Here is an 18,085-nt window from a genome sequence, read left to right as displayed (position 1 = left end):
CCAAGGCCTCACGCCTTGGTGTCAGACTTGGTTGGCAATTAGCGAATATCTTTCCAGTATTCGGCTTTGATTTTTTTCACCAAGAAGAACAATCCTGACAGGAACAGCAACACTGCCACCCCAATCCACAAACGGGATTGTTTGGCTGGCTCTGCCATAAATGCGAGGAAGTTAGTCAGATCACCGACAAACTGGTCATACTCTTGCGGATTGAGCTTACCGGCTTTGTCCAGTTTAAGGGCGTGTGTTTCGTGATCGAGCACTTGCACGCCTTGCAACTCATATAGCACATGCGGCATGGCTACCTTGTCAAACACCAGGTTATTCCAGCCAGTGGGACGTGACTCATCCTTGTAAAAGCTGCGCAGATAGGCATACACCCAATCCGCACCACGCGCACGCACTTCAACGCTCAAATCAGGCGGTGCAGCACCAAACCATTTTTTCGCATCTTTAGGATTCATGCTAATGCGCATGGTTTCGCCCACCTTCTCACCGGCAAACAACAGATTGTCTTTAATCTCTTTGTCGGTCAGGCCAATGTCCTGCAAGCGGTTGTAACGCATGTAGTTGGCGCTGTGGCAATTCAGACAGTAATTTACAAAGATCTTGGCACCACGCTGCAATGACGCTTTATCCGTCATCTTGATTGGCGCCTTGACATCAATATGCACCTCATTTGCAAACGCCATCACTGACGCCAAGAGGGCCAGACCTGCAAAGGCCTGCAAAAACAATTTTTTCATCATTAGTATGTCACCCTTTCTGGCACAGGCTTGGTTTGATCTTTTTTGGTATACCAAGGCATCAAGACAAAGAATGCAAAGTACACCACTGAACAAATACGAGCCAACACAGTCGCGCGGTCTGCACGACCCATCCATGGTCCAAATTGACCCCAGACATCACCTGGCACGGTTCCCAGATAACCCAGGATCACGAAGCTGATCACAAAAGCAGCCAACCAGCGTTTGTACAACTTGCCACGGTAACGAATAGACTTCACCGGACTCTTGTCCAACCACGGCAAGAACGCAAAGGCCACGACTGACAAGCCCATGGCTACCACACCAGGGAATTGCGAGATACCGATAGGCGGCACTGCACGCAAAATGGAGTAGTAAGGCGTGAAATACCAGACTGGCGCAATATGCGGCGGTGTTTTCAAAGGATCTGCCGGAATAAAGTTATTCGCTTCGAGGAAGTAACCACCCATTTCAGGCATAAAGAACACAATCGCAAAAAACACCATCAGGAAGACAACTACACCCACCAGATCTTTCACAGAGTAGTAAGGGTGAAATGGAATGCCATCCAATGGAATACCGGTTGCCTTGTCTTTATAGGCCTTGATTTCAACGCCATCAGGGTTGTTAGAGCCCACTTCATGCAAAGCCACGATATGCACAGCAACCAGCCCCAGCAACACCAGCGGTAAGGCGATCACGTGGAAAGCAAAGAAACGGTTCAGGGTAGCATCGGAAACCAGATAGTCACCACGCAACCACTCAGACAAGTCAGGACCAATAAACGGCACAGTTGAGAACAGGTTCACAATCACCTGCGCACCCCAGTAAGACATTTGACCCCATGGCAGCAGGTAGCCAAAGAACGCTTCGCCCATCAGCACCAGGAAAATGCCCACACCAAACAACCAGATCAACTCACGCGGCGTGCGATAAGATCCGTAAATCAGGCCACGGAACATATGCAAATAGACCACCACAAAGAACATGGAGGCGCCGGTCGAGTGCATGTAACGGATAATGTTGCCGCCAAATACGTCCCGCATGATGTATTCCACCGAAGCAAAGGCCAACTCGGCATCCGGCTTGTAGTTCATGGTCAGAAAAATACCGGTGACAATTTGCAGCACCAGCACCAGCAAAGCCAATGATCCGAAGAAATACCAGAAGTTGAAATTTTTCGGTGCGTAATACTCGGTAAGGTGTCCCTTGATGGTACTGGTCAGCGGGAATCTGGCATCAAACCAGCCCAGTAAACCAGTGGCAGTTGTTTTTTTAGTCGTTGCCATGATAGTTAAGCCTCCGCCTTTTTGTCATCGCCAATCAGCAAGGTCGTGTCAGTCAGATATTGATGCGGCGGCACCAGCAGATTTTTTGGTGCCGGAGAGCCTTTGAACACACGGCCAGCCAAGTCAAATTTAGAGCCGTGGCAAGGACAGACAAAACCACCATCCCAGTCTGCTGTCATTGCAAAGTTGTCGTTTGGTGAACAACCCAGATGCGTACAGGTCCCCAACATGACCCCGAACTCTGGCTTGATAGAACGATCCTTGTTTTTACAATACTCAGGCTGTTGCGGCACCTCCAGATTCGGATCCGACAACTGGTCATCATGCTTGACCAACTTATCCAGCATTTCTGGCGTACGACGCACGATCCACACCGGTTGACCACGCCATTCAGCCGTCATTTTCTCGCCCGGCTTCAACTTGCTGATATCCACCTCGACAGGTGCGCCCGCCGCTTTGGCACGTTCACTTGGCAGCATGCTACCAACAAACGGTACCGCTACCGCAGCAACCCCAACAGCCCCGGTGGCGGCAGTCGCTTTCACCAAAAAATCGCGTTTTTGCAAATCCACCTCAGATGGCTGGCAAAACGACAAACAGTTGTTGTCAATTTTGTTTTCTGACATTGGCTTCCTTAATCTACCCTTTTGAGGTAACAGTGAGTATAAAACTTGAGTCGCGATTATACATTTTTCGCAGAAACAAGCCAAATTTATTTCAATAAGTCATTGATATTAATCAATTAAACAGGGTTACCCAACTCAACATAAACATGCTCCAAGCCATGCGTTTGTGCAAGCCACTGCCCAAGCGCCTGGACGCCATAACGCTCAGTGGCATGATGCCCGGCACTGAGGTAAGCCGTGCCTGATTCGCAGACGGTATGCCAGGTTTGCTCGGAGACTTCACCACTGATAAACAGGTCCATGCCAGCAGTGACCGCCTGTTGAATATAAGATTGGGCAGCGCCAGTACACCAGGAGACAGTGTGTACTAACTTATCAGGGGCCCCAAGCACTTGTGGCTGCCGCCCCAATCGTTGGGCAACATGCTCTGCCACCTGCGCCAGCGACATCGGTTGCGGCAAGGTGGTCACAGGCAGCATATTCTTATCATCGAGATAGCGTGTCACCGGCCAGCCGAACACCTGTCCCAGTTGCACATTGTTTCCCACCTGCGGATGTGCATCCAGCGGCAGGTGATACGCCAGCAGGCTGATATCATGTGTGAGCAAGCGCTTGAGGCGCTGACGCTTGAGCCCAGTCACCTCTGCTGGCTCGCCACGCCAGAAATAGCCATGATGCACTAGAATCGCATCCGCATTGGCGGCAATGGCCGCCTCAATCAGCGCCTGACTGGCAGTCACGCCACTGATAATGCGCCGCACTTGGGGCCGCCCCTCCACCTGCAAGCCGTTGGGGCAATAGTCCTGGAATTTGCTTACTTGCAAAAAATTAGCCAATTCACTAACAAGAAGATTCAATTCCATCTCTGAGTCTCATATACTAGTCGTTGTTAAAGACATTCACTTATTGCACATTTCTCTTTTGGCATCTATGCGACATCTCTGGTCTATCTTCTCACAAGCAGTCACCGTTTGTCTGGGCATTTTGTTTGTCTTAAAACTTTTTTATCCCACCCTGCTCACGCAACCCGTGAACAAAACCCTGGTGATCAAGGAAACGGCCGCCACTAGCCAGGCCATGGTCGCGAAGTCCGGCTACCGCAATGCCGTGAGCAAGGCCATGCCCTCAGTGGTGAATATTTTCACCACTGCCCGCATGAGCCAAGATCCACACCGCGCATTGAAGAATGACCCATTGTTTCGTCATTTTTTCGGTGATGAAATTGAAGAAGAGGATGAACAACCTGAAAACAGCCTCGGTAGCGGCGTGATTGTCAGTGCCGATGGCCTGATCCTGACCAATAACCATGTGATTAGCTCAGCCGATCAAATTGAAGTTGCGCTTAGCGATGGCAGCAAGTCCTCAGCCACAGTGGTCGGTACCGATCCCGAGACCGACCTGGCCGTGCTCAAAATAGACCGCAAACAACTCCCTGCCATCACATTCAGCAATAGTGACCAGATGAAGGTAGGGGATGTCGTCCTGGCGATTGGCAACCCGTTTGGCGTTGGACAAACCGTGACCCAAGGCATTATTAGCGCACTGGGACGCAACCATCTGGGCATCAATACATTTGAGAACTTTATTCAAACCGATGCCTCCATTAACCCTGGCAACTCCGGTGGCGCGCTGATCGACGTCAACGGCAACCTGATAGGCATCAATAGTGCCATTTATTCCCGCAATGGCGGCAGCATGGGGATAGGCTTTGCTATTCCGGTCAGCATCGCCAAACAGGTCATGGAACAAATTACTTTTAATGGGTCGGTGACGCGTGGCTGGATAGGCATAGAAGCGCAAGACATTACGCCAGAACTCGCGGAATCCTTTAACCTCAAGAACGTCAATGGCTCCTTGATTGCTGGTGTGTTGTTAGACAGTCCGGCTGATCGCGCCGGCTTGCGTCCTGGCGACATCCTCATTGCCATCGACAACAAACCTGTGTCTGACAGCCAGGCAATGCTAAATATAATCGCCATGCTCAAGCCACGTGACAAGGCAACATTGGCAATCTTGCGCGCAGGCAAGAAAATGGAGATCAGTCTGATCGTAGGTAAGCGCCCACTACCAAGCAAAGTAGCGCAATAAATAGAAAATGGAATTAAGTCGGCGTAGCACTGTCCGCTGGCGATTGCGGTAACCAGCGTACCACCAGCAGGCCCAGTTCATAGAGTAACCACAACGGGATGGCCAGCATGCATTGGGAGACAATGTCCGGGGGCGTAAAAATGGCGCCCAACACAAAAGCGCCTACGATTACATAAGAGCGCGCCTCCTTGAGTTGCGCCAAAGTCACCCACCCCATCAATGATAACAATATGACGGCGATGGGCACTTCAAACGCAAAACCAAACGCCAGAAACATGCCGATGACAAAGTCCAGATACTCAGCAATATCGGTCATCACCGCGACACCTGCTGGTGCGCTACCCACCAGAAAGCCAAACACAACCGGGAACACGGCAAAATAGGCAAAGGCCATGCCCATAAAGAATAACCCGATGGCCGCTGCAAGCAGGGGCCGAATCAATCGTTTTTCATGTGCGTATAACCCCGGTGCGATAAATGCCCAGCACTGATAAATCATCCATGGCAACGCGATTAAAAAAGCTGCCATCATGGTCACTTTCATCGGCACGAAGAAGGGCGTGGTGACTGCTGTCGCTATCATTTGCGCCCCTTGCGGCAACTTTGCCAGCAAGGGTGCCGCCAGCAAATGATAAATGCGATCAGCAAACGGAAATAAAGCCACAAAAATGACCAGCCAACCCGCAACCGCACGCAACAAACGGTTACGCAGCTCAATCAGGTGGGAAATAAAACTTTCAGTAGGCGTCATAATTTATAAAGCGCGATCAAACAACAAACGCTTAGAGGATGGGTTCATTCGGTGGCGTATCGTTTGCCGTCTTCGCCGCCTGCCGTGCGCGGCGCTGTCTCGGCTTTGCCGCAGGGGCTTCTGCAAATAACTCGGCTTGTGGCGCTGGCGCAGATTCAGAAACCACCAATGCGCTAGGCACTGCTGCTTCAGCAGGCTGCTCATCGTTCACCGGTGATGACTTGCGTTGACGTGGTTTGCGTGACGGTTTAACCGGCTCAACAACCTTCTCTGGCTGGACACTGGTTTCGGCGATCGAATTCTCAGGCAAAATATGCTGTGCCGCATCGTCATATACCGACTGCAAGCCCGATTTTACTTCGTCTTGCAGTTGTTGCAACTCGGCAAACCTGGCTTCACGATTAACCTCATCTTTTACCTGGCTGACAAAGCGTTGCATGCGCCCAAAAAAAGCGCCCGCAGTGCGGGCGACTTTAGGCAGTTTTTCCGGCCCGATCACCACCAAGGCAACCAGCGCAATCACCAGTAATTCTGAAAACGAAATATCAAACACAATCGGTCAGTACTCACTTACTTTTGTCAGAAATCTCATCAGGCTTAGAACCTTCTTTGCCGTCATTCATTGCTTTTTTAAACTCATTGACCGCGCCACCTACATCACCGCCAATATTACGCAGCTTTTTGGTACCAAACACCAGCACCACGATCAGTAACACGATCAGCCAATGCCATAAACTGAATGAACCCATTGCAATCTCCTTAACGCGTCAACTTTTAAGCGGCAGGCCCGCCACCAAAGACATGCAGATGGATATGGAACACTTCCTGGCCACCCTCACGCCCGACATTCATCACTGTTTTATAGCCAACCAACCCTTGCTCAGCAGCCAGCTTGGCACCCAGCAACATCATTTTACCAAGGAGCGCCTGATGCTCAGCAGTACATTCTTTAAGCGTTTCAATATGTGCTTTGGGGACAATCAGAAAATGCACCCGCGCCAGTGGCCGAATATCATGAAATGCGATGACCTCGTCATCTTCATACAGCAATTTCGCCGGAATAGTGCCAGCAACAATTTTACAAAAAATGCAGTCTGCACTCATTCTTTTCTGCTCGCTTTCTCAACGATGCCCGACAGCCCTTCACGCCGCGCAAGCTCATTAAGCACATCCTGCGCCTGCAAGCCGGCATGACTTAACATCACCAGGGTATGAAACCATAAATCGGCGGTTTCATAAATCAGCTCTTCCTTGTTGCCGCCTTTGGCCGCAATCACTGTTTCCGTCGCTTCTTCACCCACTTTTTTGAGGATGCTGTCCATGCCTTTGGCATAGAGTTTGGCGACATAGGAGCTGGCCGGATCGGCACTTTTACGCGCTTCCAGCAACTCAGACAAGCGGCTTAATACGTCATCACTCATGGTAAATCGCTTTCGGATCTTTGAGCACAGGCTCTACAGTCACCCAGGTATCGCCCTGTAATTGCTGAAAGAAACAGTTATGCCTACCTGTGTGACAGGCGATGCCACCCAATTGTTCGACCGTGATCAGCACGACATCATTATCGCAATCGAGACGAATGTCGTGCACGATTTGCGTGTGCCCAGACTCTTCACCTTTATGCCACAGTTTGTTGCGCGAGCGCGAATAGTAAACCGCATGACCAGAGTCCCTAGTCAATTGCAAGGCTTCGCGGTTCATCCAGGCAAACATGAGAATTTTACCTGTGTCTTTTTCCTGGGCGATGACCGGCACCAAGCCTTCTGCCGTCCAGGCCACTTGCTCCAGCCAGCTCATCGCACTTCTATCCCATGTTCACGCATATAGTCTTTCGCTTGCTGCACAGTGAATTCACCATAGTGAAAAATACTGGCAGCCAGAACAGCGTCGGCGCCACCAACGGTGACACCCTCCACCAGATGTTGTAGATTCCCCACGCCGCCGGAAGCAATCAATGGCACATCCACTGCTTCGCTGATCGCTTTGTTGAGCGGGTTATTAAATCCGATTTTGGTCCCATCGCGGTCCATGCTGGTGACCAGCAACTCACCGGCCCCCAGACTCACCATCTTTTGCGCCCATTTGACGGCATCGAGACCGGTCGGATTACGCCCGCCATGGGTGAACACTTCCCACTCAAACGGCTGGTTATCCACTTTTTTGGCATCAATCGCAACCACTATACATTGCGAACCAAAACGACCGGCAGCATCTTCAACCACTTGCGGATTAACCACGGCAGTGGTGTTGATGCTTACTTTATCGGCCCCCGCATTCAGCAGCCGACGCACATCTTCAACCTTGCGCACGCCGCCACCGACGGTTAACGGGATAAAGATCTGCTCGGCCACACGCTCAATAATGTGCAGAATCAAGTCACGATTGTCTGAGCTGGCGGTAATATCCAGAAACGTCAGTTCGTCCGCGCCCTGGTCGTTGTAGCGCTGTGCGATTTCCACCGGATCGCCTGCATCGCGCAATTCCAGAAAGTTCACGCCTTTGACGACACGACCGTCAGTCACATCCAGGCAAGGAATAATGCGTTTGGCGCAGCCCATTTTTATTGACCACTCAGCTGGTCAGCTAATGCTTGCGCAGCAGAAAAGTCCAGTGTACCTTCATAAATGGCGCGGCCGGTAATGGCACCCATGATGCCTTCATCCTGCACGGCGCACAAGTTGCGCACATCATCCAGATTGGTCACCCCGCCACTGGCGATCACCGGAATCGTTAATGCCTGCGCCAATGCTACAGTCGCTTCAATATTCACGCCGGTCAACATGCCATCCCGGCCGATATCCGTGTAGACAATACTTTCCACACCGTAATCTTCAAATTTCTTCGCCAGGTCAATCACGTCATGCCCCGTCAACTTGGACCAGCCATCCACGGCTACTTTGCCGTCTTTGGCATCCAGCCCCACCATGATCTGGCCTGGGAAAGCGTAGCAGGCCTCATGCAGAAAACCCGGATTCTTCACAGCGGCGGTCCCAATAATGACATAGCTGATACCATCATCCAGATAGCGCTCTATCGTATCCAGATCACGGATGCCACCGCCCAATTGAATAGGGATATCCCCACCTATTGCAGCCACAATAGACTTGATCGCACCTTCATTGACAGGCTTGCCCGCAAAGGCCCCATTCAAGTCCACCAGGTGTAAACGCTTACCGCCTTTATCTGCCCAATGTCTGGCCATCGCTGCAGGATTTTCGGAAAATACGGTGGACTCTTCCATCAGTCCCTGCTTCAAACGCACGCAGTGGCCATCTTTTAAATCAATTGCTGGAATGATTAACATGTTGTTTTCAGTAGATAAATAACGAGTAGTGACTAAAACGACTGTAGCCCGTCTTAGGGCTTCCAGTTTACAAAATTACGTAAAAGTTGCAAGCCTGCACTGGCGCTCTTTTCCGGGTGAAACTGCACGGCAAATACATTGTCACGTGCAATCGCGCCGGTAAAATCAAATGGATAGGCGGTGGTCGCAGCGGTCAATGCCGTCTCATCCGGGACCACATAGTAGCTATGCACGTAGTAAAAACGGGCCTGGTCAGGAATCTCCTGCCACAAGGCATGCGGCTGAGTCTGATGTACCTGGCTCCAGCCCATGTGCGGGACCTTGAGCTTTTCACCATGCACATCCACCATTTTTGCCTGAGGAAAGCGCTTGACCTCGCCGGCATACACGCCTAGCCCAGGCACATTGCCTTCTTCAGAATGCTGAAACAACATTTGCAAACCAATACATATGCCGAGGAAAGGCTTTTGCTGTGTTGCATCCATCACTGCCTGACGCAAACTGCGCGCATCCAATTCACGAATGCAATCCGGCATGGCGCCCTGCCCCGGAAACACTACCCGCTCCGCCTGGGCAATTTGCGCAGGATCGCTGGTGACTGCAACCGTGGTATCAGGCGCTACCGCTTTGAAAGCATTGGCAACTGAACGGAGGTTTCCCATGCCATAATCAACAATGGCGACTTGCAAACGATTCATCATAAACAATCGGGCTATAACGCACCTTTGGTTGATGGCATCAAGCCGGCCATGCGAGGATCCTGGGTGGCCGCCATACGCAAGGCACGGCCAAACGCTTTAAAAATCGTTTCCGCCTGGTGATGAGCGTTTTGGCCTTTGAGATTATCAATGTGCAGCGTGACCAGTGCATGATTGACAAAGCCCTGGAAAAATTCGTGAATCAGATCTACATCAAACTCACCGATCATGGCACGCGTAAAGGTGCAATCAAACGCCAAGCCCGGACGACCGGACAAGTCCAGCGCCACACGGCTCAAGGCTTCATCCAGCGGGACATAGCTATGCCCGTAGCGCGTCAAGCCTTTTTTGTCGCCCAACGCTTTGCTGAATGCCTGACCCAAGGTAATCCCGATATCTTCAACCGTATGGTGGGCATCAATATGCAAATCCCCCTTGGCATGCACTTTCAAATCTATCATGCCATGACGGGCGATTTGATCTAGCATGTGATCCAAAAAGCCCAGCCCACTGTCCAGTTCAGACTGCCCTGTACCATCGAGATTAATCGACACAGTAATTTGGGTTTCTAGCGTATTACGCGTAACTTCGGCTTGACGTGACATATGAGAGAGGAAGGTGATCACTGAGAGTTTGCAAGTATTACACGCATTTTACAGCAAGTCTTGGCAGACAGGCAAAACCAGTTGTGAAAAACAAAAAAGCAGCCCAATGGACTGCTTTTTTGAATCGTGCATTTATCAGAAATAAAAGCGGATTATTTTGCTTCTTCAGTCGCTGGTGCAGCTTCTGCAGCAGGCGCTTCAGCGGCTGGAGCAGCTTCTTCAGCAGCAGGTGCTTCGGCAGCAGGCGCCTCAGCAGCTGGGGCAGCCTCTTCAGCAGCTGGTGCTTCTGCAGCAGGCGCAGCTTCTTCAGATTTTTTACCCAACAAAGAGAATACCAATACTGCAGCAACTGCAGCAATAATCCATGGCAGCAACTTGTTACCACCTTTAGCAGCACCAGCACCTGCACCGTGTGCAATTTTGGTGATTTCTGTTGCAGCAGCAGCAGGATCAGCAGCACCGTAGATCGCTGCACCAGCAACGACGATATCAGCACCAGCGTCAACCACTTGTTTAGTCGTTGCAGCTTTTACACCACCAGCCACAGACACTTTAGCGCCTGTTTTCAGACCGGACACCAAGCCCAAGTCAGCGAATGGAGTTTGACCAGCCGCTTGTTGGTCCAAGCCAGTGTGCACGCCGATGATGTGTGCACCCAACTTAACAACTTCCAGCGTACGGGCTTTTTTGTCTTTTACGTTGATCAGGTCGATTTGCGCTTCTTTGCCATATTTGTTGGCAGCATCAATCACGCCTTTGATGGTACCGATGTCAGCAGTGCCCAAAACGGTACAAATGTCAGCACCTGCTTTGTAGAATGGCTCAGCTTCGTAGAAGCCAGCATCCATGGTTTTCAGGTCAACCAAAATTTTGTTGTTAGGGAATTTTGCACGCAGTGCTTTCAACAGTTCGATACCGTTGTGCTTGATGCAAGGGGTACCGATTTCCAAGATATCAACGTGTGGCGCCACTTTAGCTGCTAAAGCGATCGTCGCGTCAAAATCCAATGAGTCCAATGCCATCTGGGTTTGTGCCATTTTTCTTCCTCCGAGTTTGCTCTATTTTCAATCCAATGAATCTATGCGCAGCAATCATGCAAACGCAACCGTCACTGCACATTATGTACAATAGGGTGCATCATAACCGGATTTGCCACACAATGACAATATTCGCTGGATATTTTTATGTGCGATTACAATCAATTAACCGCGATTAGCCCGTAATTTAGTACAAATCCCGCGCTTTTGACGACATCAGGCTTGCACAAGCGCACGTATTGCCTGCATCAAGGCCTGATTTTGCGACTCGTTGCCGATGGTAATCCGTAAAAAATCGGAAATTCTAGCTGGTTTTTTGAAATGGCGGACGATCACGGCGCGTTCACGCAGCCCTGCGGCCAACTGCTCACCCACATACGCCGGGTGACGGGTAAAAATAAAGTTTGCCCCGGAAGGCAACACTTCAAATCCCAACGCTTCTAGTGCACTGACCAGGCTGGTACGCGACGTGATGACCTGTTGACGCGTTTGCTGAAAGTAAGCTTCATCCTGCAATGCCGCAATGGCACCCGCCTCGGCAAAACGATCAATCGGATATGAGTTAAAGCTGTCCTTGACCCGGATTAATGCCTCAATCAACGCGGCATTGCCCAACGCATAGCCCACGCGCAAGCCTGCTAACGAACGTGATTTCGAATAGGTATGCGTCACCAGCAGATTTGGGTAACGATGAATCAGTGCGACCGCGGACTCGGTGCCAAAGTCAACATAGGCCTCATCGACCACCACCACAGATTGCGTATTGTGGGCCAGCAAGCGCTCAATTTCGCTTAATGGCAGCGGAATGCCGGTTGGCGCGTTGGGGTTAGGGAAAATAATCCCGCCATTGGGGCGCAAATAATCGCCTATCGCCACTTCAAACTGCGCATTGAGCGCAACGGTTTCAAAGTGGATGCCGTACAAGCCGCAGTAGACCGGATAGAAACTGTAACTAATATCAGGAAACAACAAAGGCAAGTCGTGCTTGAGCAAGGCCTGAAACACGTGCGCTAACACCTCATCGGAACCGTTGCCGACAAACACCTGATTGGCTTGCAGCCCATGATATTCAGCCAACGCCGCCTTGAGGCGACTGGAATCCGGATCGGGATACAGGCGCAAACTGTCTGCAGCTTCTGCCTGCAAGGCAGCAATCACCTTGGGGCTGGGACCATAAGGATTTTCATTGGTATTAAGCTTGACCAGATTTTGCAACTTGGGCTGTTCGCCCGGCACATAAGGGGTCAACTCATGAACAATCTTGCTCCAATATTGACTCATGGCTGCCTCTTATTTCAAGCGATACTCAGCACTACGCGCGTGCGCCTGCAGGCCTTCGCCATACGCCAACGTCGCAGCAATCTTGCCCAGCGTTTGCGCCCCCGCAGACGACACCATAATCAGGCTGGAACGCTTCTGGAAATCGTAGACCCCCAACGGCGAACTGAATCGGGCGGTACGTGAAGTCGGCAGCACATGGTTGGGGCCGGCGCAATAATCGCCCAGCGCCTCACAGGTGTCACGCCCCATAAAGATCGCCCCGGCATGCTTGATCTGCTTACTAAAGGCCAAGGCATCGTCCATGGATAACTCCAGGTGTTCTGGCGCGATGTAGTTGCAAATATCGGCGGCCTCAGCCAGGTCCTTTACTTGTATCAGTGCACCCCGGTTTTGCAGCGAGGTACGAATAATCTCCTGGCGCGGCATGTCGACCACCTGACGGGCAATACTGGCCTCCACCTGATCCAGAAATTCTGCGTTTGGCGACAGCAATATCGCCTGTGCCAACTCGTCATGCTCCGCCTGACTGAACAGATCCATGGCTGTCCAGTCTGGATTGCTCTTGCCATCGCTGATGACCAGAATCTCAGAAGGGCCTGCCACCATATCAATGCCGACGACCCCGAACACCCGACGCTTGGCCGCAGCCACATAGGCATTGCCTGGCCCGACAATCTTGTCTACCTGTGGCACGGTTTCAGTGCCATATGCTAGCGCCCCCACGGCTTGTGCACCGCCAATACAGAACACGCGATCAACGCCACAGACCGCTGCCGCAGCCAGCACCAATGAATTTTTCTCGCCATTCGGCGTAGGCACAACCATCACCAACTCTTGCACACCCGCCACCTTGGCAGGGATCGAATTCATCAGCACAGAAGAGGGATAAGCCGCCTTACCGCCAGGCACATACAAGCCCACGCGATCCAGCGCCGTCACCTGTTGACCAAGCAAGGTGCCATCAGCCTCGGTATATTGCCAGGACTGCATGACTTGCTTTTCGTGGTAGCTACGCACCCGGTCAGCTGCTGCCTGCAAAGCCTCGCGCTGTGCCGCCGGCAGGCTGGTTAAGGCCGCTTGCAACTCCGCTTGAGGAATTTCCAATGCCGCCAGACTGGAGGCATTGGTTTTATCAAAGCGGTTGGTATATTCAAGCACAGCCGCATCACCGCGTGCCTTCACATCCTTGAGAATATTGGCAACCACCAGGTCTATGCTGTCATCTTGCGCGGTCTCAAAAGCCAGCAATGCCTTCAACTCGGCATCAAAGCCCTGATCCTGTGTATTTAAGCGTTTAATCTTCATCATTTTCTAAACATTAATCTTTGCGGACAGCGCCCGCAAAGCTATCAATAATCGGCTGCAACAAAGGCCGATTCACTTTGTAAGAGGCCTGATTGACCACCAGCCGTGAGCTAATAGCGCCAATCTCTTCTACTGCTTTGAGCTTGTTGGCGCGTAAAGTTCCGCCGGTACTGACCAGATCGACGATGGCATCTGCCAAACCCACCAGCGGGCCCAGTTCCATCGAACCATACAGCTTGATCAAATCGACATGCATGCCTTTGGCGGCAAAATGCTCGCGTGCGGTTTTCACATACTTGGTCACCACCTTGAGGCGCGCGCCCTGACGGATGCTGGCTTCATAATCGAAGTCATCACGCACCGCCACCATCATTTTGCAGCGCGCAATATTCAAGTCCAGCGGTTGATACAAGCCTTCACCACCGTGCTCATCCAACACATCCTTGCCGGCAATGCCAATATCTGCTGCACCATATTGCACATAGGTAGGCACATCGGTCGCACGGACAATCACCAACCGGACATCCTCACGGTTGGTCGGCAAAATCAGCTTGCGGGAAGACTCGGGGTCTTCTAATGCCTGAATCCCTGCTGCGGCCAACAATGGCGTGGTTTCCTCAAAAATACGCCCCTTGCTGAGTGCGATAGTAATCATGATTAATTCGATCTGCGCACTTTGGCGCCCAGTTGATTCAATTTTTCTTCGAGTTTTTCGTAGCCGCGATCCAGATGGTAAATCCGATCTATCACGGTTTCCCCCTCAGCGACCAGGCCAGCCAGAACCAAGCCGGCAGACGCACGCAAATCGGTGGCCATCACATTTGCGCCTTCCAGTACGGAGACACCTTTCACCAGTGCAGTATTGCCCTGCACATCAATATTGGCCCCCATGCGCTGCAACTCTTGCACATGCATAAAGCGGTTTTCAAAAATGGTTTCAATCACCGTAGATACGCCCTCTGCCACCGTATTCATGGCCATGAACTGCGCCTGCATATCAGTAGGAAAGGCAGGATGCGGCGCCGTACGCACATTGACGGCTTTAAGTTTGCCATCACTTTTGACCGTAATACTGTTCGCGTCATGACTGATTTGGGCACCGGCTTCACGCAGCTTTTCGATCACCGCCTCGAGCAAATCAGGACGTGCGTTTTTCAAGGTCACTTCACCACCGGTCATGGCAGCGGCTACCATATAGGTGCCGGCTTCAATACGATCACACACAATATGATGCTGTGCGCCAAGCAAACGCTCCACCCCTTCGATGGTAATCGTGTCTGTGCCAGCGCCTTTAATGTTGGCACCCATTTTATTCAGGCACTCGGCCAGATCAACCACCTCAGGCTCTTTGGCGGCGTTTTCCAGCACTGTCGTGCCCTGCGCCAGCGCAGCGGCCATCATAAGGTTTTCTGTGCCGGTGACAGTGACCAGATCCATATAATACTTAGCGCCTTGCAGGCGGCGGTTAGGCAAGTGCAAGGTGCTGGCCTGGATGTAGCCATGCGTGATGTGCATGGCAGCTCCCATGGCTTGCAGTCCTTTGATATGCAAATCGACAGGCCGCGAACCAATGGCGCATCCGCCGGGCAAAGACACGCGGGCAGTGCCAAAACGGGCCAGCAATGGCCCCAGTACCAGAATCGAGGCACGCATGGTTTTCACCATGTCATAGGTGGCTTCAAAAGAGGCGACATCGCTGGCATCCAGTATGACCTGATCCGCCTGTTTGCTGACCTTGACGCCCATAGTGTCCAGCAGCTTCAGCGTAGACGCCACGTCACGTAACTCAGGCACCCCCGTGAGCGTAAAAGGCGTTTCCGCCAGCAAGCCAGCGCACAAAATTGGCAACGCGGCATTCTTGGCGCCAGACACGACGACTTCGCCGTGCAGAGGCACGCCACCTTCAATAATCAGTTTATCCAAAATTACGCTTTCGCCAACAGTTCTTGCAATTCACCACTCTGGTACATGCTGCGCATAATGTCGGCACCGCCGATAAACTCCCCGCCTACATACAGTTGCGGAATAGTCGGCCAGTTAGCAAATTGTTTGATGCCTTCACGCACCTCCATGTCTTGCAACACATCTACCGCAACAAACTCGGCACCACAGGCGTTGAGGATTTGCGCAGCCACGCTTGAAAAACCGCATTGCGGAAACTTGGGGCTACCTTTCATATACAGCACCACCTTGTTACTGGTCACTGTCTCTTTGATTTTTGCTTGTACATCCATGATTCATCACTCCATCGTGTTAAGAACGCTTCAGGCCTGCAGTTGCTGCCATTGCGTCGGGGTATAGGTTTGCATAGACAACGCATGAATTTCCGCACGCATCCGGTCTCCCAGTGCGGCATAGACAAGCTGGTGCTGCTGCACCATGCGTTTACCTTCAAATGCCGGACTGACTATCACCGCATCAAAATGCGTGCCGTCATCGCCATTGACTTTCAGGTAATCGCACTCCAACCCGTTGCGGATATAAGCCTCTAATTGCGCTGCTGTTAACACAAAACCTCTCTTGTTCTACAAAATACAGTTGAATCTAGCCAGGGGTCTGACCAGCTAACTGCGTAATTTATAACCGGATTTTAACATCTTTAGGCATAGCCACGCCAATCCGAGCAAGAAGCTAGCCACCACTGCCAAACTCAGCCATGGCGACACGTCCCCCTGCCCGAAGAAGCCATAACGAAAACCGTCTATCATGTAAAAAAATGGATTCAATTGCGAGACCGCCTGCCAGAAAGAGGGGAGCGAGTGAATCGAATAGAAAACACCGGATAAAAACGTCAGCGGCATGATGACAAAGTTTTGAAAAGCGGCCATCTGGTCGAACTTGTCCGCCCAGATACCGGCAATCACACCAAACGTGCCCAGCAATGCGCTACCACAAAGTGCAAACGTGATAATCCACCCGGGATGCACCGTTGGTACCGACACAAAACACAACGCAACCAGATAAATACTCAACCCAACCACTAAACCACGGATCATGGATGCCGCCAGAAAAGCGATAAAAAACTCCATGGTCGTCAGCGGCGTGAGTAGCAGGAAGACAATGTTGCCCATCACTTTAGACTGGATCAGGCTCGATGAGCTATTGGCAAAGGCATTCTGCAACAAGGACATCATCATCAGGCCAGGCACCAGAAACGCGGTATAACTGACCTGATCGTAGACTTTGACGTGGGACTCCAGCACATGCGAAAAAATCAGCAGGTATAACAATGCTGTCAGAATGGGCGAAGCAATGGTTTGAAATGCCACGCGCCAAAAACGCAACAGCTCTTTTTTAAACAGCGTATAAACGCCGCGACGCTGCGGGCTGATTTTGTCATCCAGCCAAAAAAATGGATTCAGCCACTTCATGCCAGCACCCCTTGCTGATTCCCCACCAGGTTAAGAAAGACATCTTCCAGATCCGCCTCCTGCAGTTGCATGTCCAGCACCTGCACGCCCGCCTGACGCAACGCAGTCAGCACCGTTTCCACCTGCGTTAACTCCGTGATCGCCAGGACGACCTCCTCCCCGTTTTGCTGCTTGAGTAGCGGCTGTAACACAGCAGGCAAGGCCGCCGACAAGCGTAACGACAACTGCTTTGCGGCATGGCTCTTGAGCAAAGCGCGCGTGCTGTCTAGCGCCACAATGCGGCCTTGCTTCATCATTGCCACGCGCTGACACAAAGCCTCAGCCTCTTCGAGATAATGCGTGGTCAAAATAATCGTATGTCCTTGCTGATTCAGTTTTTGAATAAACGCCCACAGCATTTGCCGCAATTCGACATCCACCCCTGCGGTTGGCTCATCGAGCACGATGACGGGGGGCTTGTGCGCCAACGCCTGCGCAATCAGGGCCCGACGCTTCATGCCGCCTGACAGTTTTCGCATATTGGTATAGGCTTTGTCAGTGAGCCCCAACCCTTCGATAATCTCATCGACCCAGACATCATTTTCGGGGCCATGCCCGAAATAACCAGCCTGGAAACGCAGCATTTCACGCACATTGAAAAACGGATCAAATACCAGCTCTTGCGGCACCACGCCCAATGCCTGACGCGCACGCTGATAATCAGACTGCACATCGTGCCCCATGATGCGGATGCTGCCGCTCGTGGGTTGCAACAACCCCGCCATCAAATTGATCAGCGTGGACTTACCTGCCCCGTTAGGGCCAAGTAAGGCAAAAAACTCGCCTTGCTCAATCTGCAAATCCACGCCCCTTAGGGCTTCAAACTGACCAAACCGTTTGGTAATTCCTGTGATTTCTATGGCAGCGGCCACGTCTATCCTTTCGCTATCCCAAAAAAACGAAACCCCACCTCGTCTGAGCTGGGGCTGTTCGATTTTGTGAGTG

At 51.6% G+C, this 18,085-nt stretch carries 24 protein-coding genes; 1 reads left to right on the top strand and 23 read right to left on the bottom strand.

Annotated features, from left to right (window positions below):
- Positions 1-38: 38 nt before the first annotated feature.
- From ACFQ1T_RS05230 to ACFQ1T_RS05215, 4 genes are all read right to left on the bottom strand, one after another.
- The gene (locus ACFQ1T_RS05230; RefSeq protein ID WP_313985429.1) at positions 39-749 is read right to left on the bottom strand and encodes a cytochrome c1; all 711 of its coding nucleotides are present in this window, start codon (positions 747-749) and stop codon (positions 39-41) included.
- Complete coding sequence (locus ACFQ1T_RS05225) at positions 749-2,035, bottom strand: cytochrome b (RefSeq protein WP_275357632.1); 1,287 nt, start codon at positions 2,033-2,035, stop codon at positions 749-751. The genes ACFQ1T_RS05230 and ACFQ1T_RS05225 overlap by 1 nt, the downstream gene beginning before the upstream one ends.
- A 5-nt stretch (positions 2,036-2,040) precedes the next feature.
- A complete protein-coding gene (gene petA, locus ACFQ1T_RS05220; protein ID WP_194748749.1) occupies positions 2,041-2,661 on the bottom strand; it encodes a ubiquinol-cytochrome c reductase iron-sulfur subunit in 621 nt (206 codons plus the stop codon).
- A 116-nt stretch (positions 2,662-2,777) separates the two neighbouring features.
- On the bottom strand, positions 2,778-3,524 hold the full coding sequence (locus tag ACFQ1T_RS05215; protein ID WP_379074595.1) for a Nif3-like dinuclear metal center hexameric protein: 747 nt from the start codon (positions 3,522-3,524) through the stop codon (positions 2,778-2,780).
- A 67-nt stretch (positions 3,525-3,591) separates the two neighbouring features.
- Here ACFQ1T_RS05215 and ACFQ1T_RS05210 point away from each other — a divergent pair, with 67 nt between their 5' ends.
- Positions 3,592-4,749: a S1C family serine protease gene (locus ACFQ1T_RS05210; RefSeq protein ID WP_194748751.1), complete on the top strand. Its 1,158-nt coding sequence runs from the start codon at positions 3,592-3,594 to the stop codon at positions 4,747-4,749.
- A gap of 13 nt (positions 4,750-4,762) precedes the next feature.
- Here the strand turns inward: ACFQ1T_RS05210 and tatC are convergent, their stop codons facing one another.
- From tatC to ACFQ1T_RS05115, 19 genes are all read right to left on the bottom strand, one after another.
- Positions 4,763-5,500 (bottom strand): twin-arginine translocase subunit TatC, encoded by a 738-nt coding sequence (gene tatC, locus ACFQ1T_RS05205; protein WP_194748752.1) that lies wholly within the window; start codon positions 5,498-5,500, stop codon positions 4,763-4,765.
- A 31-nt stretch (positions 5,501-5,531) separates the two neighbouring features.
- Positions 5,532-6,053: a Sec-independent protein translocase protein TatB gene (tatB, locus tag ACFQ1T_RS05200; protein ID WP_194748753.1), complete on the bottom strand. Its 522-nt coding sequence runs from the start codon at positions 6,051-6,053 to the stop codon at positions 5,532-5,534.
- Between the two features lie 13 nt (positions 6,054-6,066).
- Positions 6,067-6,249: a Sec-independent protein translocase subunit TatA gene (gene tatA / locus ACFQ1T_RS05195; RefSeq protein WP_194748754.1), complete on the bottom strand. Its 183-nt coding sequence runs from the start codon at positions 6,247-6,249 to the stop codon at positions 6,067-6,069.
- Positions 6,250-6,274: 25 nt separating this feature from the next.
- Positions 6,275-6,604 carry a histidine triad nucleotide-binding protein gene (locus tag ACFQ1T_RS05190; RefSeq protein WP_194748755.1) on the bottom strand — a complete coding sequence of 110 codons (330 nt, stop codon included), beginning with the start codon at positions 6,602-6,604 and terminating at the stop codon, positions 6,275-6,277.
- A complete protein-coding gene (locus tag ACFQ1T_RS05185) occupies positions 6,601-6,921 on the bottom strand; it encodes a phosphoribosyl-ATP diphosphatase (RefSeq protein ID WP_194748756.1) in 321 nt (106 codons plus the stop codon). Before ACFQ1T_RS05185 ends, ACFQ1T_RS05190 begins: the two co-directional genes overlap by 4 nt.
- Positions 6,914-7,297, bottom strand: coding sequence for a phosphoribosyl-AMP cyclohydrolase (hisI, locus tag ACFQ1T_RS05180; RefSeq protein ID WP_194748757.1), 384 nt, complete (start codon positions 7,295-7,297; stop codon positions 6,914-6,916). The genes ACFQ1T_RS05185 and hisI overlap by 8 nt, the downstream gene beginning before the upstream one ends.
- Complete coding sequence (gene hisF / locus ACFQ1T_RS05175) at positions 7,294-8,058, bottom strand: imidazole glycerol phosphate synthase subunit HisF (RefSeq protein WP_338655434.1); 765 nt, start codon at positions 8,056-8,058, stop codon at positions 7,294-7,296. The genes hisI and hisF overlap by 4 nt, the downstream gene beginning before the upstream one ends.
- A 2-nt stretch (positions 8,059-8,060) precedes the next feature.
- Positions 8,061-8,804, bottom strand: coding sequence for a 1-(5-phosphoribosyl)-5-[(5-phosphoribosylamino)methylideneamino]imidazole-4-carboxamide isomerase (gene hisA, locus ACFQ1T_RS05170; protein WP_379074587.1), 744 nt, complete (start codon positions 8,802-8,804; stop codon positions 8,061-8,063).
- Positions 8,805-8,857: 53 nt separating this feature from the next.
- The gene (gene hisH / locus ACFQ1T_RS05165) at positions 8,858-9,502 is read right to left on the bottom strand and encodes an imidazole glycerol phosphate synthase subunit HisH (RefSeq protein ID WP_338657607.1); all 645 of its coding nucleotides are present in this window, start codon (positions 9,500-9,502) and stop codon (positions 8,858-8,860) included.
- 14 nt (positions 9,503-9,516) lie between these two features.
- Entirely contained in the window at positions 9,517-10,107 is a 591-nt protein-coding gene (gene hisB, locus ACFQ1T_RS05160) for an imidazoleglycerol-phosphate dehydratase HisB (RefSeq protein WP_194748760.1), read from the bottom strand.
- Positions 10,108-10,259: 152 nt separating this feature from the next.
- The gene (gene hxlA / locus ACFQ1T_RS05155) at positions 10,260-11,144 is read right to left on the bottom strand and encodes a 3-hexulose-6-phosphate synthase (protein WP_194748761.1); all 885 of its coding nucleotides are present in this window, start codon (positions 11,142-11,144) and stop codon (positions 10,260-10,262) included.
- A gap of 216 nt (positions 11,145-11,360) precedes the next feature.
- On the bottom strand, positions 11,361-12,425 hold the full coding sequence (hisC, locus tag ACFQ1T_RS05150) for a histidinol-phosphate transaminase (protein WP_379074582.1): 1,065 nt from the start codon (positions 12,423-12,425) through the stop codon (positions 11,361-11,363).
- A gap of 9 nt (positions 12,426-12,434) precedes the next feature.
- A complete protein-coding gene (gene hisD / locus ACFQ1T_RS05145) occupies positions 12,435-13,730 on the bottom strand; it encodes a histidinol dehydrogenase (protein ID WP_379076858.1) in 1,296 nt (431 codons plus the stop codon).
- A gap of 13 nt (positions 13,731-13,743) precedes the next feature.
- Positions 13,744-14,385 carry an ATP phosphoribosyltransferase gene (gene hisG / locus ACFQ1T_RS05140; protein ID WP_275357652.1) on the bottom strand — a complete coding sequence of 214 codons (642 nt, stop codon included), beginning with the start codon at positions 14,383-14,385 and terminating at the stop codon, positions 13,744-13,746.
- A gap of 2 nt (positions 14,386-14,387) precedes the next feature.
- Positions 14,388-15,653 (bottom strand): UDP-N-acetylglucosamine 1-carboxyvinyltransferase, encoded by a 1,266-nt coding sequence (murA, locus tag ACFQ1T_RS05135; protein WP_275357654.1) that lies wholly within the window; start codon positions 15,651-15,653, stop codon positions 14,388-14,390.
- A gap of 2 nt (positions 15,654-15,655) precedes the next feature.
- Complete coding sequence (gene grxD, locus ACFQ1T_RS05130; RefSeq protein ID WP_194748765.1) at positions 15,656-15,964, bottom strand: Grx4 family monothiol glutaredoxin; 309 nt, start codon at positions 15,962-15,964, stop codon at positions 15,656-15,658.
- Between the two features lie 30 nt (positions 15,965-15,994).
- On the bottom strand, positions 15,995-16,240 hold the full coding sequence (locus ACFQ1T_RS05125) for a BolA family protein (protein ID WP_194748766.1): 246 nt from the start codon (positions 16,238-16,240) through the stop codon (positions 15,995-15,997).
- A gap of 54 nt (positions 16,241-16,294) precedes the next feature.
- Positions 16,295-17,101 (bottom strand): ABC transporter permease, encoded by an 807-nt coding sequence (locus tag ACFQ1T_RS05120; protein WP_379074577.1) that lies wholly within the window; start codon positions 17,099-17,101, stop codon positions 16,295-16,297.
- On the bottom strand, positions 17,098-18,012 hold the full coding sequence (locus tag ACFQ1T_RS05115) for an ABC transporter ATP-binding protein (RefSeq protein ID WP_379074574.1): 915 nt from the start codon (positions 18,010-18,012) through the stop codon (positions 17,098-17,100). Before ACFQ1T_RS05115 ends, ACFQ1T_RS05120 begins: the two co-directional genes overlap by 4 nt.
- Between the last annotated feature and the right edge of the window lie 73 nt (positions 18,013-18,085).

It is taken from the genome of Methylophilus glucosoxydans (genome assembly GCF_042676145.1).
Classification (GTDB): Bacteria; Pseudomonadota; Gammaproteobacteria; order Burkholderiales; family Methylophilaceae; genus Methylophilus; species Methylophilus glucosoxydans.
Note: the sequence above shows the minus strand (reverse complement) of the source record. Positions and strands in the feature narration are given on the sequence as shown.